We start from the raw sequence: 17,415 nt of genomic DNA on the forward strand, positions 1-17,415 counted from the left end.
AGCATGTAGGCCAGCCCGTGGGCGTCACCGGCGACGATCTCGGCCCGGGCCTTCCGGAGCCACTGTTCCCAGGGAGTCACCTCGTACCGGTGGTACAGCTCGATGCCGCGACCGAGGTTCGCCAGCAACCGGTCGTAGCGGAGATCCAGATCAGCAGGTGACCCACCGGACATGACGGACTACTCCGGGACCGCGATCCGGCCGTCGACGGCGGCGAGGCCGATGTCGGACCGGTAGTGGCCGTCGGCCATGCTGATCGTCGCGAGCTCCGCGTAAGCCTTCTCCCGGGCCTCGACCAGGGTCGCCCCGCGGCCGATGACGTTGAGGACGCGTCCGCCTGCGGACACCAGACCACCCTCACGGGCCGGATCGGCGGCGACACCGGCGGCGCGCACGCCGCGGGCCTCGTCGCCGGCGGCGGCACCCTCGATCGGCACCCCGGTCACCGGCGCCTCCGGGTAACCCCCGGCGGCGAGCACGACGGTCACGGCGTACCCGTCCTCCCACTCCAGCGGCGGCAGCTCGTCGAGCGTGCCGGTCGCCACCGCATTGAGCACGCCACCCAGCGGCGTCTTCAGCAGGTCGAGGACGGCCTGGGTCTCCGGGTCGCCGAAACGGCAGTTGAACTCGACGACCGCCGGGCCCTCGGAGCCCCACGCCAGACCGGCGTAGAGCAGACCGGAGAAGGGGCAGCCCTCGGCGACCATCTGCCTGGCGACGGGGACGCAGACCTCGTCGACGATGCGCTGCACACCGTTGACCGGCAGCCACGGCAGCGGGGTGTAGGCACCCATGCCGCCGGTGTTCGGGCCCTCGTCGTTGTCGCGGACGCGCTTGTGGTCCTGGGCCGGCAGCAGCGGGACCACGGTCTCCCCGTCGACCAGGCAGAACAGGGACACCTCGGGGCCGTCGAGGAAGCTCTCCAGCAGCACCGGATTCCCGCCGGCGTGCACGTCATGGACGTGCTGGACGGCGGCGGCACGGTCGGGGGTGACGACCACACCCTTGCCGCCTGCCAGACCGTCATCCTTGACGACCCAGACGGGGCCGAAGCGGTCGACGGCGGCGTCGATCTCCTCGTCGGTCGCCCCCGGGCCGACGGCCTCGGCGTGGGCGGTCTTCACTCCGGCGGACGCCATGATCCCCTTGGCGAAGGCCTTGGAGCCCTCGATGCGGGCGGCGGCGCCCGACGGGCCGAAGACGGCGAAACCTTCGGCGCGCAGTGCGTCGGCGACACCGGCGACCAGCGGGATCTCCGGGCCGATGACGACCAGATCAGCGGCGAGCTCCCGGGCGAGTGCGACGACTGCGGCGGCGTCCTCCCCCTTGATACCGGGGTGCAGGGTGGCCACGCCGGCGATGCCCGGGTTACCCGGGGCGACGTGCACCTCCGTCACCGAGGGGTCGAGCGAGAGGGAATAGGCCAGGGCGTGTTCGCGGGCTCCGTTGCCGATGACGAGTGTGCGCATGGGTTCCGATCTTAACGGCTGCGGTATGACTACGATCGGCAGCATGGCATCTGTCTTCAGCAAGATCATCGCCGGGGAGATCCCCGGTCGCTTCGTGTACCGCGACGAGACCGCCGTCGCTTTCCTCACCATCGAGCCGGTCGCCTACGGGCACACCCTCGTGGTGCCGGTCGAGGAGGTCGACCGCTGGACCGACCTGACCCCCGAACTGTGGGCCCACCTCAACGAGGTCGCCCAGCAGGTCGGTGCGGCGATCGTCGACGAGTTCGACTGCCCCCGCGCCGGCTACCTCATCGCCGGTTTCGAGGTCCCCCACACCCACATCCACGTCTTCCCGGCCGCCGACATGTCCGGCTACAACCTCACGAACGCCATGTCCATGGACGAGACCGATCCGGTGCAGATGGACGCCGCCGCGGAGAAGATCCGTGCCGGTCTGCGGGCCCGGGGCGTGGACGGCGTCAACGAGTAGATGGCCGTGAACGACGCCTCCCCGTCCTCCTCCGACGACCTCGCCCCGTATCTCGACGCACTGACCGCCGCTGCGGCCGGGGCGACCGCAGACCCGGGGCAGCGCTCGTGGACGGACCAGCTGGCGTCCTTCTCCGACGGGCTGCGCAACACCCTCGGTTTCACGTCTCGCCTGGTCAAGATGGCTCCGCAGCCTCCGGGGGAGGACACCGTACCGATGGGCGCCCGGCAGAGTTTCGCCGGTTACGTCGATGACCTGTGGTGGGAGAAGCCGCCCGCGTACCGGCCGTACCCGGTGGTGCTGATCCACGGGACGATCTCGTCGAAGTCGGTGTGGCAGAACCTCGTCACCGACCTGCGCGACGACGGGTTCGTGGTCTTCGCCCCCGACTACGGACGCCACGGCACCGGTGAGATCCGGCAGTCTGCCAGGGATGTCGCCGCCTACATCGACCAGGTGCTCGCGGCGACGGGGGCGGACAAGGTGGACGTCGTCGCCCATTCGCAGGGCGGCCTGCTGGCCCGGTACCTCATCAACCAGGAGGGTTTCGACGCGAAGGTGCACCACCTGGTGACGTTGTCCGCCCCGCACCACGGCACGACGGTGAGCGCCCAGTTGACCTCGATCATCGCGGCGAACGACCTGGCGGCGAAGGTCGCCGAGACGACGGTGACGCGGATGATGGGTGTGGCGGGGATGCAGCAGGTCGTCGGCTCTCCGCTGCTCACCGACCTGTCCTATTCGCCGGAGACGCGGCCCGGGGTGCGCTACACGTGTCTGGCGACGAAGGTGGACACGACCGTGGTGCCGCCGGAGTCCGGGTTCCTGGAGCCGGACGCCGCCGATGAGACGGGCATCCGGGTTCCCGTCGAGGTCGCCAACGAGTTCGTGCAGGACCTGGGGGCCGGGCGGGTACTGCACAATGAGATGCCCTCGGACCCGGACGTGCAGCGCATCGTGCACGGTCGGTTGGTGGAGGGATTGGTGGAGACCCTGGAGCGTCCGGAGGGTCTGGAGGGTCTGGAGGGGTAGGGCTCACCGGTTCACCGACGGGCGAGTTTGAGCGTCGCCAGCTGATTGAGCGACACCCCTTCCCGGCCCGCTTCCATGGCGAGGTCTCGGTGCAGGGTGGGCGGGCCACCTTTCCCCTGGTTCACCTGCAGGCAGAATGTGAGCACCGACCGCACGTCGCCGCTGCCTGTAGTCACGACGCTCCCGAAGTTTGCGTCACCGGACCAGCACTTCCATGCCACGGATCTGCCGGAACGGTGACGCGAACGCCGGTGACCATCCCCACCAACGCCCCCTCACCCCGCGTCCGCGAGGCACTCCTTCGCCCGGTCCAGGTTCTCCCGGGTCACCGCCGGATCAGTGGACCACTGCGTGTAGTCCGACGGATGCTCAAAGAGCATCTGCATCCCGCCCAACCAGTGGTCGAACGTTTCGGCGCCTTCAGCATCGTCCGGAATGCAGGCGTCGGCGAAGTAGCTCTCGATGGACCGCTTCGTCTCCTCCGCGTCCAACCGGTCCGGCGCGGTGATCCCCCGCTGCCCACTGACGCCGACGACCGGACCGTCCGGAACCTCCTGCCACCAGGAGTTGTCCACGAGATACACCCGATCCGGCAGGTCGCCGCGGAACGGGGAGGACGCGTAGAGCTGCCCCACCGTCGCCACCACAGCGTCGAGGTAGCCGGTGTTGCGGGGCTCGGTGCAGACATCCACGCCGTCACCAGTGCCCCGGCACTCCGTCTCATCGGCCGCGACAGTACTGCTCCGGTCAGTGTCCGGGACCTGGTAGGACAGCGCCATCCCGAGGACCACCGCGACAATCAACCCGACCGGTGGCAGCCAGATCCCGCGCCACCGCATTCCCGCCGACACACCGAGCACACCACCGATGATGACCATCACCAGGATGAACAGCACCATCGGCAGCGCATCCCGGAGATCAGCGGCCACCACCGGGGCATCCACCCCGTCGACGAGTGCTCCTCCGGCCGCCACGGCAAGGAACAGGACGGCCACCGCCCCGGCACCGACCACGAGCCACACCAGCACCGGACGCAGCGCTGCCCGGGTCACCGCCCCGGCCCCGCGCTCACCGAGGGTCTCCCACACGGTGAGTCCGCTGCGCCACCGGTACTGTCCGGCGATCACACCACCGGTCAGTGCCAACGGCATGCAGAAGACGAGCAGTACCGGGAAGTTCTCCCCCACCAGCAGACGGACACTGCCAACCCAGTGCTCCAACTGGACACCGAGGGTCCACGCCATCGCCACCGCAGGCAGGCCCACGATGACGGCCAGGAGCATGGCACGTGCCCGACCGCGCCGGGCCATGTCCCCGTGCCCCGCCCTACCTGTATGCCGGACCTCGTCCGCACCGATCTGCAACGCTGGCGGACGCCACCGCGTCAGCCAGACCACCGCACCGAGTGCGAACACCACCAGACAGGTCCACCAGCTGAGGTCGGGGCTGCCGTCCCAGAGGGTCAGGGTCCCCGGCATCGCCAGCGCGTAGGGGACCGTCGTTCGAAGGCGGCGAGGTTACCGGGATCCCCGGGTGCCGCGCCGGGGGCGAAGGCCCCACGCTCACCGGCCCAGACGATGCGTCCGGTGTCGATGACGGTGACGGTGTCCGCGGTGTCCGCGGTGTCCAGGATGTCCTCGATGATGTGGGTGGAGACCAGGACCACGGCGTCCCGGGAGACCTCGCGGGTGATGTCGCGCAGGATGCCGCGCTGGACGACGTCCAGACCGGCGGAAGGCTCGTCGAGTATCACCAGGCCGGGCTGTCCGATCAGTGCCGAGCCGATGCCGACGCGGCGTCGCATCCCGCCGGACAGGGCCCTGATCTTCGTGTCCGCCCGGTCACCGAGACGGACGAGACCGATCACGCGGTCCACCTCCGCCTCCGTCTGCGCCTTCGGGAGTCTGCGCAACCAGGCCATGTAGGCGAAGTGCTCGCGGACGGTGAAGCGTGACTTCCCGAGGTTCTCCTGGGGCAGGTGGCCGAGGTGGCGGCGGATGCTGGCGATCTCCCCCGATCCGCCGAAAGTCACCGAGCCGGAGGAAGGCTTCTGCAGTGTGGCGATGGTGCGGATCAGGCTGGACTTGCCCGCACCGTTGGGCCCGAGCAGGGCGTGCAGGCCGGGGCCGAAGGTGGCTGTGGCGGCGTCCACGGCAGGACGCGCCCCACCGCGCCTGCCGTAGCGGACGGTCACCTGGTCGAGGTCGAGGGTTGCCATGGCGTTCCTCCTGGCGGGAGAGTTGATTACTCGGTAACTTACCCTGTAATCTCTAGCACAACTTACCGGGTAAGCAACAGAGACGAGCCACATGTCCATCAAGTTCGCACTGCTCAGCCTGCTGGCCGAGCGACCGGCCGGCGTCGGCCAGCTGCGCAGCAGATTCGAGGAACGCACCGGCCATCTCTGGCCGGTGAACGTCGGTCAGGTCTACCAGACCGTCCAGCGCCTCGACCGCGACAAGCTCATCGAGGTCACCGGTAACGAACCCGGCGCGTCCGGACGCCACACCGACCTCTACGCTCCCACCGACGCCGGGCTCACAGAGCTCCGCGACTGGTGGTCCGCACCGGTCCTGCCGCCCCGCAACGACCGCGACGACCTCGTCATCAAGACCGCGATGGCCGCGAGTTCCCCACCAGGACAACTCCCCGAGGACCTCACCCTGCTGATCCACCACCAGCGCCTTGCGGTCCTCGACGAACTGCGGGAGCTGACACAGCTCAAGGCGTCAACCCCCGCGGTGCGCAGTGCCGCCCGCCTGCTGCTGGAGCGCCGGATCTTCGACCTGGAGTCCCAGGTCCGCTGGCTCGACCGCATCGAGTCCCTGCCGCCCGCACCTGCCACACACACCGCCTGTCCCACGCCCACCACCAACCAGGAGCACTGAGCCATGACCCGCCCCAACAGCACCTCACCCCTGTCCCCGCAGCGGCTCAGCAGCTACGGGACCTCCAACGCCCCGGCGCTGCGCCTGGAGCACGTCACCCGCACCCACCGCGACGGGCAGACCACCGTCACCGCGCTCGACGACGTCTCCCTGACCGTCGAACCCGGTGAGCTCGTCGCCGTCATGGGCCCCTCCGGGTCCGGCAAGTCCACCCTGCTCAACGTCGCCGGGACTCTCGACACACCCACTTCCGGCACGGTGCGCATCGGCGGAGTGGATGTCTCCGAGCTCTCCCCCACCAGGCGCGCCGAGGTCCGCCGCCGACACGTCGGCTACGTCTTCCAGGACTACAACCTCGTGCCCACCCTCACCGTCGCCGAGAACATCTCGCTGCCCCTGGAGCTCGACCGGGTCGGACGCCGTGACGCCCGACGCCGTGCGCTCGACGCCCTCGGGGACCTGGGGCTCACCGCTCTCGCCGACCGGTTCCCCACCGAGGTCTCCGGTGGGCAGGCGCAGCGAGTCGCTATCGCCCGGGGACTCATCGGCGACCGTCACCTCGTACTCGCCGATGAACCCACCGGGGCACTGGACTCGGTCACCGCGGACTACGTGATGGAGCTGCTGCGCACCCGGGTCACCGACGGTGCCGCCGGGCTGCTCGTCACCCACGAACCCCGCTTCGCTGCCTTCGCCGACCGCACCGTCCACCTGCGCGACGGCCGGATCCTGGGTGGTCAATGATGTCGCTTCCGACTCCGGGCCCGGGTCCGCTGCTGCGCGTCGCCGTCCGCGACCTCACCCGCCACAGGATCAGGACGCTCGTCGCCCTGCTGCTCTTCGCCCTGCCGGTGTCACTCATCGTGGGTTTCGCATCACTGATCGAGTCCGACAACCGGATGTCCCTGCCGAATCCGGTCGCCGGGTTCGACTCCGTGGTCTTCAACGACAGCGGGGACGCCTCCCGCAGCATCTTCAGGGACTCCGCCGCCCAGGACTCCCGCCTTCACGACCTGATCGGGGAGGACGCCGACGATCTCACCCTCGGCACCACCGGTGTCAGCGCCGTGACCGCCGGTGAGCGGGAGACGACCACCAGCCTGCTGTCGCTCACGGACAACACGTCCACCGACGGCCCATCCGTCAGGCCGGGGACCGCCGCCGTGGATGACCGCACCGCCTATGTCCTCGGAATCGGTCGGGGCGGTACCCTCACCGTCGGCGGCACCGACCTCACCGTCACCGACATCTACCAGGGCATCTCGGACACCGGCCTGATCGTCAACGCCAGCGATGCTCTTCCCGACCGGGGGACGGCCTTCCGGTGGTACCTCCCCGCAGAGGCGGACGGCATCAGGGAGGAACCGTGGATCAGCCTCAACGACGACGAAGTCGTTGTCGACGGTGTCTCCGTCAACGAGATCTACACCGTCAGTAACAGCCTTCCCGACAGTCCCCACCTCATCCCCTGGGGTGATCTGGGCCTCGGCGCCTTGCGCAGCAGCATCGGTTACTACGGCAACGACCTCGGTATCCTCCTCACCGTCGTCGCTGTCGCCGTCATGGCCGTCACCCTGATCTCCGCGGTGATCACCCCGGTCTTCGCCGTCGCCGCGCGCCGACTCCGGCACCAGCTGGCCCTGCTCGCCACCCACGGAGCCACACCCGCGCACCTGCGTCGCATCATGCTGTACGAGGGCCTCATCGTCGGGACTGTTGGTTCCGCCCTGGGCCTGGTGCTGTCCACCGGCGTCGGTGCTGCGGCGATCCGGCTCTTCTCCACCGGGTCCTACGCCTGGGCGTGGGATGTCGCCGTTCCGGTGGTGGCCGTCGCCCTCGTCTGCGGGGTGGCCTCGGCTCTCGTCCCGGCGGTCAGAGCAGGACACGAGAACCCCGTGACCGCCCTGTCCGACGGCAGTTCCACGGTCCTCACCCCGTGGCGTCCCCGCACCTTCATCGGTCTGCCGCTGGTCGTCCTGGGCGTTGCACTGGCACCGGCGTCCAACGATGACGCGCTGCGCGCCTTCGGCATCGCGCTGGCGGGCATCGGACTGGTGTGCTCTGCGGAGCTGGTTGTCCGGCTCGTCGGCGCGACTGCGCCACATCTGTCCACCGCCGGTCGGCTCGCGGTGCGCGACACCGTCCGTAACCGGCACCGGACCGTTCCTGCCGTGGCCGCCGTGTCAGGCGTCACCATGCTCGTGACCATGCTGGTGACATATCCGGATGGCGGGTACGCCTCAGATTCCCGGTTCAAGGACACCGTCGTCACGGCCTCCGCCACCGCCGGCGGAACCGCGGACACCGGGATCGGCGCCTACTCCGAGGACCTCGACCGGGTCGCGGGGATCGTCGGCACCGACCAGCGGGTCGACGTCTACGGTGGCGTCCTTTCCGCCGAGGCCAGCTTCACCGGTCGTGCACCACAGTTCGCCACCGCGGTCGGACAGACCCTCACCGACCCGATCTGGCAGGGTGTCGGATGGTCCCCGGTGCTGGTCACCGCGGGAGACGCGCTCAGCATCTACCGTGACATGACCACCGCCGACCTGCGGGACGCCACCGACCTGCTCGCTTCAGGCACCGCCGTGGTCGGCGATCCCGCCCTGGTGCACGACGGCCGGGTCCGCATCACCGTGGAGCCGGGGTACGACGGAGATCTTCCCGGAGCTGTCCCCACCGACCCCGACGACGGCTTCGAGGTCGACCCCTTCTGGTATGGAAGCGCCGAATCCGTCCGAGACTCCACCAGTATCTACCTGCCGGCGGTGGTCCTGCCAGGCCTGGCCGGTCACGGTGGCGTCGCGGTCTCCCCCGACACCGCGGAGTCTGTGGGTCTGCAGACCTCCTACGACGGATCCGTGTTCCTCCTCGACCACCCGGTCTCCACGCTGAAGGCCCTGGAGATCACGGCGCGCACCGGAACCCCGTCCTTCCTCGACGTCAGCGTTCCCGCACTCGCCGCAACGGACCTGCTCTGGTCCGCTGTGCCTGTCCTGTTCAGTCTTCTGACGACGGGTGCCACGGTACTGCTGGTCGTGCTCCTCGCCGCGTCGGAATCGCGGCGCGACCTGGCGACGATCACCGCGCTCGGAGCCCCGCCCGGACTGCTCCGCAGGTTCACCGCCACCCAGGCGCTGGTCGTCGCCGGTGCGGGGACGGTGGCCGGTGTGGTGGTCGGTGCGACCCCGGCGCTGATCGGCGGTGATCTGCCCGACATGTCCGGCGGGAAGTGGCTGTTGTTCGGTGTCGTCGCAGTGGCAGGACCGGTGCTGGCCCGGGTCCTCGGCAGCGTGATCGGCACCGTCTCCTCCCTCGACAGGGCACCCGTGCGGCGACGGGAGTGACCGTGGCACAGTAGTTGGAGTGAACATTCCAGCTATCGGCCGTCTTCTCGATCTCCTGCCTGACGACGCCTGGGCCGAGTCCCGCCACCGGCGCCCCCTCCCCCGCACCGATGATCCGGCGACCCGCCCGGTCGTGCTGGTCCACGGTGCTGTCGGCTCCCGCAGCAACTTCACCGGCGTCGTCGCCGAGCTGCGGGGCCCCGCGCTTCACTCCGTCGCAGGGCGTCCCGTCCTCTCCGTCTCCTACGGTCACCACGGCACCGCGCCGCTGGCCGGTAACTTCGCCGAGGTCCGCGAGAAGCTCGGGAACATTGTGGCGGACGCCGGCACCGTCGACCTCGTCGGCCACTCCCAGGGCGGGCTGCTGGCACTGGCGGCATCCGGCACCCCGGAACTGCAGGGCAAGGTCGGGCGGCTCGTCGGCCTGGGCGCGGACTTCCGCGGCGTCACCGGATTCCGGCGCATCATGCCGCTGGCGTCCCGCGTCGTCCCCGCCTGGCGCGGCCACCTCGCCGACTCCCCCGAGCTGGCGTCCCTCATGCTCTACGCGCGACGCTCGACCGTCCCGGTCACCCAGATCCTCACCACCCGCGACCGCTACATCCCCTCCGACCGGGCCCGCGCCTTCAGAACGGAGGACGCCGCCTCCGGAACACCCGCCCACCAGGGCCCCACCACCGTCATCGAGATCGACGGCATCCCCCACGAGAAGCTGCCCCACAGCCGCCGGGTCGGACGCCTCGTCGCCGGAATACTCGGTTAGGGCGCCGGTGACGAGCCAGACTACAACTCCTCGATCTCATTCTCGTCGAGCATCTCGGCGGCCGCCGGCAGGCGCACGTGGAAGGTCGTACCCTCCCCGACCACGCTCTCCACACTGATCGTGCCACCGTGCGCCTCCACCAGACTCTTCACGATCGACAGGCCCAGACCCGACCCGCCCGAAGCCCGCGACCGTGACACGTCGGCACGGTAGAACCGCTCGAACAGGTGCGGCACATCCTCGGCCGGGATACCCGCACCGTCGTCAATGACGTCGACCCCCACCGTCGCCGGTTCGACGCCGGGGGCGGACTGGGTGAGCTTGAGGACCACCGAGGCGTCGTCCCCGCCGTGGCGCACCGCGTTCGTCACGAGGTTGCCGATGACCTGGTGCAGCCGGTCGGCGTCCCCGATCGTCACCGGGATCGACCGCGTCTCGTTGACCAGCGACACTGAACGTCCCGGGAACCCGGCCCGCGCATTCTCCACCGCCGCGATCCCCAGGTCCAGCAGATCGACCGGTTCCCGGCGCATCGGGCGTCCCTCATCCATCCGCACCAGGGTCAGCAGATCCTCGACCAGCAGGCTCATCCTGCCGGCCTCCGAGGAAATCCGGTCGATGACCATGTCCGCGTCCGTCGTCGCCCCGGACTTGTACAGGTCCGCGTACCCGCGGACACTGGTCAGCGGGGTGCGCAGCTCGTGCGAGGCGTCACCGATGAACCGCCGCATCGACGCCTCCGCCTGACGCGCCTGTTTCTCGGAGTGGTTCATGGCGATGAACGCACCCTGGATCTGGGCGAGCATCCGGTTGAGGGCCCGGGAGAGTCTTCCGACCTCCGTATTCGGCGACCACTCCGGGACACGGTCGTCGAGCTGGCCCTTGGCGATCCTGCCGGCGGTGCGTTCCACCAGGTAGAGGGGCTGCAGGGCACGACGGATGAGGTAGAGACTGCCGACCACCAGCAACACGAGGACGATGGCCCCGATGCTCACCAGCACCACGAGGAGCTGGTGCATGATGTGGTACTCACCCTCCATCGGCAGGGCGACGATCACCACGGTCCCGGAATCGTTGACCACCGCCGCCGCACGCCACGGCGTGGGCGACTCCGAGTCATCGGTGGCGGGGACAGTCACCGGAGGCGTCGCCACGGTCAATGAGGAGACCTCCGGGGCGGACTTCCCCTGCTGCGGGTTCACAGAGATACTCCACCCCGAGCGGCCGTACACGGCGACGAAGAACTGACTCGGCGGACGCAACGGCCCGGGCTGGCTGTCGTCCGTCTCCGGCGAATCCAGGTCCGTCTCCGTCGGACGGGACGCCCAGTCGCGGGTCGCCGTCGTCAACTGGTCGTCGACCCGGTTGGTGAGGAACTGCTGCATCATCCCGCTGACCACGGCGCCCGAGACCGCCAGCCCCAGGGCCGCCATCGTCGTCATCACCAGGACGAGTGAGACCCGCAACGGGAAATGGGACAGGAACACACCGGGATACCGTCGCGCCGACCTGTCCTTCGTCCCCGACCGCCCGCCGGACCGCATGCTCACCACAGGTCAGTACCTCAGATTCCGTGCCGTTGCCTTGCCATTACCGTGCCAGTACCCGTGCCAGTACCGTGCTAGTTTCGGGGCGTGCGCAGCACGTAGCCCACACCGCGGACGGTGTGGATCAGGTGCGGCTCCCGGGTGTCGATCTTGCGGCGCAGATAGGAGACGTAGGACTCGACCACGTTGCCGTCGCCGCCGAAGTCGTACTCCCACACCGCGTCGAGGATCTTCGCCTTGGAGACCACCACCTCGGCGTTGATGAGGAGGTAGCGCAGCAGCTTGAACTCGGTCGGCGAGAGGTCGACGACCTTGCCCGCCTTCGTCACCTCGTGCATGTCGTCGGAGAGGGTGAGGTCCGCGTACGAGATCAACGACTCGTCCTCCTTCTCCTCCGGCTGGACGCGGCGCAGGATCACCCGCAGCCGGGTGATGACCTCCTCCAGGGCGAAAGGCTTGGTGACGTAGTCGTCGGCGCCGAGGGTCAGACCGTGGATACGGTCGTCGACGGCGTCCTTCGCAGTGAGGAAGAGAACCGGCGCGTCATCACCGGACTGACGGAGTTTACTGAGGAGGGTGAAGCCGTCCATCCCCGGCATCATCACGTCGAGGATGTAGGCGTCCGGACGGAAGTCCGCGGCGATCTCGAGTGCGGTCGCCCCGTCATTGGCGGTGCGCACGTCGAAGTCCTGGAACTCCAGGCGGGCCTTGATCAGGTCGGCGATGTTGGCTTCATCATCGACGACGAGCACCCGGGTGTCATGGGTGGAGACGGTCTGATGGTTCTGATGGGTGAGCGGCACGGTCATGCTTCCTAGTCTGGACAGACACCCCGGAAAACGGGTGCATACCGCCTGTACTTTACCTGTGGAAGCGCCGGGGGTTCACCGACACCCGGGCCCCGGCAGCTCCGATTCGCTGGTCAACAACCCCCTGAGCAGATAAAGTGGCTCGCCGTGACTACCAACTACACCTACCGCGGACGCCACCGCGCAGTCTCCGGGACCCACACGCGCCGCAACATCGCCCTGCTCGGGGCCTCCACGGCCGCCCTCGCCGGTCTCGGCTCCGCCCCGGCCATGGCATCCCCCACCGATGACCTCCGGGCGCAGGTGACCGAGGGTGCGCTCAACGCCCACGACACGGCCCTGGAGCAGTCCGGCCAGGTCCCGGAGCAGTTCCGCGACGTCTACGAGCAGGGCGTGACCGACCTGACCAACGCGGTCGCCCCCGGTGCGCTCGACCAGCGTGCCGCCGAGCAGGCCGCCGCCGCGGCCGCCGCCGCCGAGCAGGCACGGCTGGACGCCTGGAACGACACGGTCAACACCCCGTGCCCCGCCACAGCGAAGGCCTGTGTCGATCTCGACGGACGCCGCGCCTGGCTGAAGGACGGCGGCAACACCGTCTACGGCCCGGTCTACATCTCCTCCGGCGCCCCGGGCGCGGACACCGAGACCCCCCGGGGCACCTTCCACGTGACCTACAAGGTCAAGGACGAGATCAGCCGCGAGTTCAACGATGCCCCGATGCCGAACTCCGTGTACTTCACCTGGTCCGGCCACGCATTCCACCAGGGCAACCCGAACATCGACTCCGCCGGGTGCATCCACCTCGGCGGCAACGACTCCGAGGCTTTCTTCAACCAGCTCCACGAGGGTGACGAAGTCTTCATCTACTAGCGTCGCCCGAACGCCGACCGGACCCCGCACACGACTCAGGGTGTGCGGGGTCCGCCGTGTCCCGACCCGATCCAACCGGCCCGATCCAACCGGCCCCGATCACCGAAGCCGGGTGAGCACGTTCTCCGCACTGATCAGACACATCGGCACACCGACGCCCGGCGTGGTCGTCGATCCGGCGTAGAAGAGATTGTCGACCGCCCGCGACCGGTTCGTGCCGCGCAGGAACGCCGACTGCCCCAGGGTGTGCGCCAGACCCAGCGCCCAGCCGTGCCAGGAGTGGTACCTGCCGGCGAAGTCCGCCGGCCCCAGCGTGCGGCGCACGACGATACGGGACGCCAGGTCGGCGATCCCGGCACGCTCGGCGATGAGACCGACCACCGCGTCCGTGATCCCGGCCACCGCGGCGTCCTCGGCGCCGTAGGCCGACCCGTGGCCGAGGTCGGTGTCGGCGGCGACGGGCACGAGCACGAACAGGTTCTCGTGGCCGGCCGGGGCGACACCGGGGTCCGTCGCCGAGGGCTTCGAGACATAGACGGATCGTGAGGCGCCGCCGTGCTCGAACACGGCGGCGAAATCGGGTGTCCAGTCCTCGCTGAAGATGAGGGTGTGGTGCGCCAGCTCCGGTAGCGGCCCCCGCACCCCGAGCATCACGACGACCGCGCCGACGCCGGCGTCGACACCCCGCCAGTGCGGCTCCGGGTAGGTCCGTAACCCGGCGGGCAACAGGGCGGTCTCGGTGTGGTGCAGGTCGGCGGCGCTGACGACCAGGTCGGCGTCCAGGACCGTCCCGTCCGCCAGCTCCACCCCGGTGGCGGTGGCCCGGCCCGGCCAGATCCGGCCCAACCCGGGGATCCGGCGCAGCGGGTTGGCGGACGCCCGGTCGGTGCGGACACGCACGACCTCGGCGCCGGTGCGGACCACCGCACCGTTCTCCTCGGCGAGCCGGCGCAGTGCGTCCACCACGGCGTCAAACCCGCCGAGCGGGTACTTCACTCCCTGGACCAGGTCGGTGTAGCTCATGAGCTGGTACAGCGCGGGGGTCCGCGAGGGACGTGAGGAGAGGAACACCGCAGGATACGACAGGATCTGGCGCAGGCGACGGTCGGCGAAGCGGCTGTCGACGAGGTTCTCCAGGGAGCCGGTGAGCAGCCGGGCCAGGCGTGACGCCCGACGCAGCACCGGCCGCCCCAGGAAGGGACGCGGTGAGGAGAAGTGTGTGTAGAGGAAACGCTCGACAGCGATGCGGTAGGTGTCGCCAGCCTCGGCGAGGTAACGGCGGACCTTCTCCCCCGCCCCCGGCTCAATGCCCTCGAAGAGGTCCGCCACGGCGTCGGCCCCCACCGGCACGTCCACCGGGTCCAGTCCCTCGGGCAGGACGCGGTACCCGGGGGTCAGGTCGACGAGGTCGAGCTCCGCCTCCGTCGAGGTGCCCATGAGCCGGAAGAAACGGTCGAAGGCCTCGGGCATGAGGTACCAGCTCGGGCCGGTGTCCCAGCGGAACCCCGGGGCATCGTCGACGGTGAGCGATCCGGCGCGACCACCGACGGTGTCCCCCCTCTCCAGCAGGGTCACCCGGTACCCGTCGCGGGCGAGCAGTCCGGCCGTCGCCAGGCCCGCCACGCCCCCACCGATGACGATCGCCCGGCTCACCGGAGAATCGCCTTCATCGCCGCCCGCACGGTGACCAGGGCTTTCCTCGGTGCGGGCACGCTGACCCGCACCGCGTCCGGCCCGGTGAGGTCGGCGGCGGGAGTCTCCCGCAGCCGGTCGACGAGCCCGCGGTAGAGCGCGGACGCGGCGGCCACCCCGACCCGGGCGCCCCGGGGCAGGGCGGGGATGCGCTCGCACCCGGCGTCCAGCTCGGCGACGCACTCGTCGAGCAGCGCGGTCTTGGCGCTCTCGGTGAGGGTCCCGTCGGCGGTCGTGGGAAGGTAGTGGCGGCGCAGGACGGTGGTGTCCGCGCCGATGTCGCGCAGGAAGTTGACCTTCTGGAACGCCGACCCGAGGGACGCCGCCCCCTCGGCGAGCCAGGCCCGGTCAGCGGTGACGGTGCCGTGCGTGCCGAAGATGTCGAGGCACATCAGACCGATGACCTCGGCGGACCCGTGGATGTAGGCGGCGAGGGACGCCCCGTCGTGGACGCCGGGGTCCAGGTCGGCGCGCATCGAGGCGAAGAAGGCCCGCAGGTGCGCGGTATCGAGCCTGCAGCGGCGGGCGGTACCGGCGAAGGCGTGGAGCACCGGATCGGTGTGGAAGGCGGTGGCGCCGGGGGCGGCCGGCTCGGCGGCGGCGAGCACGGCGTCCTCGTAGGCGTCGAGGTGCGCGCGGATGCCGGTGCCGTCCTCCCCCGCGGCCGCCGCGGCGCCGTCGACGATCTCGTCGGCGATCCGGACGACGGCGTAGAGGTTGCACACGTCACGACGCACCGGCGGGGACAGCAGACGCGTGGCCAGAGTGAACGATGTCGAGTACCGGGCGATGACGTCGGCGGCGACGCGATCGGCCATGGCCCGGTACCGGTCCTCCGTCGTCTTCCTCAGCTTCATCACCAGCCCACCGTACCGCCAGGCGTACCGTTTCCCACATGGAAGGTCCACGAACCAGCAGCGTCACCCACACCGTCCGGTTTCTCACCACCGACAAGAGCGGCGGCATCCTCCCGGTGGCTTACGGCGTCATCATCGCGCTGGCGGCGTCGCTGCTCTCGGCGATCCTCGCCGGGGTGTACCTGACGGTGCACAACCGGATGTACGCGTGGAAGGGGGCGGTGGCCGATGACGACATCAAAGAATGATGGGTACCATCACGGCAACCTCCGGCAAGCACTGGTGGAGGCGGCCGTCGCGATACTCGAGCGCGGCGACACGTTCTCACTGCGAGCTGTCGCCCGGGAGGCCGGAGTGTCCCCGACCGCACCCTACCGCCACTTTTCCGACCGGAGCGAGTTGGAATCCGCCGTCGCCGCCGAAGGGTTTCAGAGTCTCGGCGACAGCCTCCTCGCCGGGGGTGACCTGCCGTCGACGTCCGGCGGTCTCACCGAGTTCGCCGTTCGGTACGTGCGGTTCGCCCTGCGACGGCCGCGTATGTTCAGCCTCATGTTCGGCACGGTCTGCGACGACCGAGACGATGACCGGGTCCTCGCCTCCGGTCGGCTCCACGAGAACCTTGGCTTGGCGCTCGCCCGCGTCTACCCCGGGAGGTCGGAGACTGAGATCACTGCGTTGTCAACAGGCCTGTGGTCGACCGCCCACGGGCTGGCCTGCCTGCACGTGGACGGGAAACTCTCCGCAGCCGATCCCGGCGAAGTGGACGACCGGGTCCGCGAAGCCTTCAGCGCCATTCTCCCACCGGCCTGAGCTCCGCCAGCATCCCGACCCCGCTTCTGCCCGGCCCTGCTCCAGGTAGTGCAACCGCACACTAATGTTGACAGCGCTTACATAGGCGCCTACCGTCGTCCACACCATCGGAGAACCATGTCCACAAAGGAGACACCACACCATGACTGCAGTCCTCATGGCCGTAACCGCGGCCCGCCACTGGACACTGACCGACGGCACCCGACACCCCACCGGCTTCTGGGCCGAGGAATTCCTCGTCCCCTACGGCATCTTCACCGACGCCGGCTTCGACGTCACCGTCGCAACCCCCGGGGCCGCCACCCCTGTCGTCGACGAACTCAGCCTTGGCCTCACCGGCGGCGTCCTGCCCCACACCGTGAAGAAGTTCCGCACCCGGCTCGCCGACCTCACCCCGGTCCTCGACAACCCCGCCGACCTGCACGCGGTCAACCAGGACGACTACAACCTGGTCTTCTACCCCGGTGGCCACGGCCCCATGGAGGACCTCGCCGTCGACTCGGTCTCCGGCACGATCCTCACCGAACGCCTCACCTCCGGACGCCCGCTCGCCCTGCTGTGCCATGCACCCGCGGCCCTGCTCGCCACCGTCGACAACAACGGAGAGACCCCCTTCGCCGGGAAGCACGTGACCGGCCTGTCCAACCGAGAGGAACTGGTCAACTCTTTCGCTAAGAAGGCCCCGTGGTTGCTCGAGGACAAGCTCCGCGAGATCGGCACCGACTACGACAAGGCACTGATCCCCTTCCGCCCGCACGTGGTCCGCGACGGCAACCTCTTCACCGGCCAGAACCCGCAATCGTCGAAGAAGCTCGCCACAACCCTGGTCAACGTACTGTCCCAGCCCCGGTAACGGATC

General features: G+C 69.5%; 18 protein-coding genes. 10 read left to right on the forward strand and 8 right to left on the reverse strand.

The features are described from left to right. Nucleotides 1-179: 179 nt before the first annotated feature. Nucleotides 180-1,469 carry a phosphoribosylamine--glycine ligase gene (gene purD / locus QZV72_RS06625; protein WP_297006499.1) on the reverse strand — a complete coding sequence of 430 codons (1,290 nt, stop codon included), beginning with the start codon at nt 1,467-1,469 and terminating at the stop codon, nt 180-182. A 43-nt stretch (nt 1,470-1,512) separates the two neighbouring features. On the opposite strand from purD, the gene QZV72_RS06630 reads away from it, so the two are divergent. Together QZV72_RS06630 and QZV72_RS06635 are read left to right on the forward strand one after the other, a co-directional pair. Then, nucleotides 1,513-1,941, forward strand: a complete 429-nt coding sequence (locus QZV72_RS06630; protein ID WP_297006501.1) for an HIT family protein — start codon at nt 1,513-1,515, stop codon at nt 1,939-1,941. Beyond that, complete coding sequence (locus QZV72_RS06635) at nt 1,942-2,973, forward strand: triacylglycerol lipase (protein WP_297006503.1); 1,032 nt, start codon at nt 1,942-1,944, stop codon at nt 2,971-2,973. An 11-nt stretch (nt 2,974-2,984) separates the two neighbouring features. Here the strand turns inward: QZV72_RS06635 and QZV72_RS14905 are convergent, their stop codons facing one another. From QZV72_RS14905 to QZV72_RS06645, 3 genes are read right to left on the reverse strand one after another with little or no spacing between them, the layout of a single operon-like run. Continuing rightward, nucleotides 2,985-3,194 carry a toxin-antitoxin system HicB family antitoxin gene (locus QZV72_RS14905; protein ID WP_367119091.1) on the reverse strand — a complete coding sequence of 70 codons (210 nt, stop codon included), beginning with the start codon at nt 3,192-3,194 and terminating at the stop codon, nt 2,985-2,987. A 54-nt stretch (nt 3,195-3,248) separates the two neighbouring features. Then, a complete protein-coding gene (locus QZV72_RS06640; RefSeq protein WP_297006505.1) occupies nt 3,249-4,451 on the reverse strand; it encodes a hypothetical protein in 1,203 nt (400 codons plus the stop codon). Further along, the gene (locus tag QZV72_RS06645) at nt 4,436-5,191 is read right to left on the reverse strand and encodes an ATP-binding cassette domain-containing protein (protein ID WP_297006508.1); all 756 of its coding nucleotides are present in this window, start codon (nt 5,189-5,191) and stop codon (nt 4,436-4,438) included. The genes QZV72_RS06640 and QZV72_RS06645 overlap by 16 nt, the downstream gene beginning before the upstream one ends. 91 nt (nt 5,192-5,282) lie before the next feature. Between QZV72_RS06645 and QZV72_RS06650 the strand changes: the two genes are divergently transcribed. Genes QZV72_RS06650 through QZV72_RS06665 form a run of 4 tightly spaced genes read left to right on the forward strand, consistent with a single transcriptional unit; the run spans nt 5,283 to nt 9,971 of the window. Next, a complete protein-coding gene (locus QZV72_RS06650) occupies nt 5,283-5,861 on the forward strand; it encodes a PadR family transcriptional regulator (protein ID WP_297006510.1) in 579 nt (192 codons plus the stop codon). A gap of 3 nt (nt 5,862-5,864) precedes the next feature. Then, nucleotides 5,865-6,605, forward strand: coding sequence for an ABC transporter ATP-binding protein (locus QZV72_RS06655; protein ID WP_297006512.1), 741 nt, complete (start codon nt 5,865-5,867; stop codon nt 6,603-6,605). Further along, the gene (locus QZV72_RS06660; protein WP_297006514.1) at nt 6,605-9,208 is read left to right on the forward strand and encodes an FtsX-like permease family protein; all 2,604 of its coding nucleotides are present in this window, start codon (nt 6,605-6,607) and stop codon (nt 9,206-9,208) included. The genes QZV72_RS06655 and QZV72_RS06660 overlap by 1 nt, the downstream gene beginning before the upstream one ends. A 19-nt stretch (nt 9,209-9,227) precedes the next feature. Next, nucleotides 9,228-9,971, forward strand: coding sequence for a triacylglycerol lipase (locus tag QZV72_RS06665; protein ID WP_297006515.1), 744 nt, complete (start codon nt 9,228-9,230; stop codon nt 9,969-9,971). Between the two features lie 20 nt (nt 9,972-9,991). Here the strand turns inward: QZV72_RS06665 and QZV72_RS06670 are convergent, their stop codons facing one another. Continuing rightward, a complete protein-coding gene (locus QZV72_RS06670) occupies nt 9,992-11,458 on the reverse strand; it encodes a sensor histidine kinase (RefSeq protein WP_367119092.1) in 1,467 nt (488 codons plus the stop codon). A gap of 134 nt (nt 11,459-11,592) precedes the next feature. Further along, on the reverse strand, nt 11,593-12,327 hold the full coding sequence (locus tag QZV72_RS06675; RefSeq protein ID WP_297006519.1) for a response regulator transcription factor: 735 nt from the start codon (nt 12,325-12,327) through the stop codon (nt 11,593-11,595). Between the two features lie 147 nt (nt 12,328-12,474). Between QZV72_RS06675 and QZV72_RS06680 the strand changes: the two genes are divergently transcribed. After that, on the forward strand, nt 12,475-13,197 hold the full coding sequence (locus tag QZV72_RS06680) for a L,D-transpeptidase (protein WP_297006521.1): 723 nt from the start codon (nt 12,475-12,477) through the stop codon (nt 13,195-13,197). Nucleotides 13,198-13,296: 99 nt separating this feature from the next. Here the strand turns inward: QZV72_RS06680 and crtI are convergent, their stop codons facing one another. Both crtI and QZV72_RS06690 read right to left on the reverse strand, forming a co-directional pair. Continuing rightward, on the reverse strand, nt 13,297-14,850 hold the full coding sequence (gene crtI, locus QZV72_RS06685; RefSeq protein ID WP_297006523.1) for a phytoene desaturase family protein: 1,554 nt from the start codon (nt 14,848-14,850) through the stop codon (nt 13,297-13,299). After that, nucleotides 14,847-15,707: a squalene/phytoene synthase family protein gene (locus QZV72_RS06690; RefSeq protein ID WP_297006526.1), complete on the reverse strand. Its 861-nt coding sequence runs from the start codon at nt 15,705-15,707 to the stop codon at nt 14,847-14,849. The genes crtI and QZV72_RS06690 overlap by 4 nt, the downstream gene beginning before the upstream one ends. A 77-nt stretch (nt 15,708-15,784) precedes the next feature. Between QZV72_RS06690 and QZV72_RS06695 the strand changes: the two genes are divergently transcribed. The 3 genes from QZV72_RS06695 to QZV72_RS06705 all read left to right on the forward strand — a co-directional run bounded on the left by QZV72_RS06695 (nt 15,785) and on the right by QZV72_RS06705 (nt 17,409). Next, nucleotides 15,785-15,994, forward strand: a complete 210-nt coding sequence (locus QZV72_RS06695) for a hypothetical protein (RefSeq protein ID WP_297006527.1) — start codon at nt 15,785-15,787, stop codon at nt 15,992-15,994. After that, nucleotides 15,975-16,556, forward strand: a complete 582-nt coding sequence (locus QZV72_RS06700) for a TetR/AcrR family transcriptional regulator (protein WP_297006529.1) — start codon at nt 15,975-15,977, stop codon at nt 16,554-16,556. Before QZV72_RS06695 ends, QZV72_RS06700 begins: the two co-directional genes overlap by 20 nt. 142 nt (nt 16,557-16,698) lie before the next feature. Beyond that, complete coding sequence (locus QZV72_RS06705) at nt 16,699-17,409, forward strand: type 1 glutamine amidotransferase domain-containing protein (protein WP_297006531.1); 711 nt, start codon at nt 16,699-16,701, stop codon at nt 17,407-17,409. The last annotated feature ends 6 nt before the right edge of the window (nt 17,410-17,415 follow it).

Origin of the sequence: uncultured Corynebacterium sp., from assembly GCF_902782855.1 — a bacterium.
In the GTDB taxonomy this organism is placed as follows: domain Bacteria; phylum Actinomycetota; class Actinomycetes; order Mycobacteriales; family Mycobacteriaceae; genus Corynebacterium.

Bases quoted from the DNA above. Each gene is read 5' to 3' on its own strand.
- QZV72_RS06650 (WP_297006510.1), top strand. From the start codon at position 5,283: ATGTCCATCAAGTTCGCACTGCTCAGCCTGCTGGCCGAGCGACCGGCC.
- QZV72_RS06660 (WP_297006514.1), top strand. From the start codon at position 6,605: ATGTCGCTTCCGACTCCGGGCCCGGGTCCGCTGCTGCGCGTCGCCGTC.
- purD (WP_297006499.1), bottom strand. From the start codon at position 1,469: ATGCGCACACTCGTCATCGGCAACGGAGCCCGCGAACACGCCCTGGCC.
- QZV72_RS06630 (WP_297006501.1), top strand. From the start codon at position 1,513: ATGGCATCTGTCTTCAGCAAGATCATCGCCGGGGAGATCCCCGGTCGC.
- QZV72_RS06690 (WP_297006526.1), bottom strand. From the start codon at position 15,707: ATGGCCGATCGCGTCGCCGCCGACGTCATCGCCCGGTACTCGACATCG.
- QZV72_RS06645 (WP_297006508.1), bottom strand. From the start codon at position 5,191: ATGGCAACCCTCGACCTCGACCAGGTGACCGTCCGCTACGGCAGGCGC.
- QZV72_RS06705 (WP_297006531.1), top strand. From the start codon at position 16,699: ATGACTGCAGTCCTCATGGCCGTAACCGCGGCCCGCCACTGGACACTG.
- QZV72_RS06635 (WP_297006503.1), top strand. From the start codon at position 1,942: ATGGCCGTGAACGACGCCTCCCCGTCCTCCTCCGACGACCTCGCCCCG.
- QZV72_RS06655 (WP_297006512.1), top strand. From the start codon at position 5,865: ATGACCCGCCCCAACAGCACCTCACCCCTGTCCCCGCAGCGGCTCAGC.
- QZV72_RS06700 (WP_297006529.1), top strand. From the start codon at position 15,975: ATGACGACATCAAAGAATGATGGGTACCATCACGGCAACCTCCGGCAA.
- QZV72_RS06640 (WP_297006505.1), bottom strand. From the start codon at position 4,451: ATGCCGGGGACCCTGACCCTCTGGGACGGCAGCCCCGACCTCAGCTGG.
- QZV72_RS06695 (WP_297006527.1), top strand. From the start codon at position 15,785: ATGGAAGGTCCACGAACCAGCAGCGTCACCCACACCGTCCGGTTTCTC.
- QZV72_RS06675 (WP_297006519.1), bottom strand. From the start codon at position 12,327: ATGACCGTGCCGCTCACCCATCAGAACCATCAGACCGTCTCCACCCAT.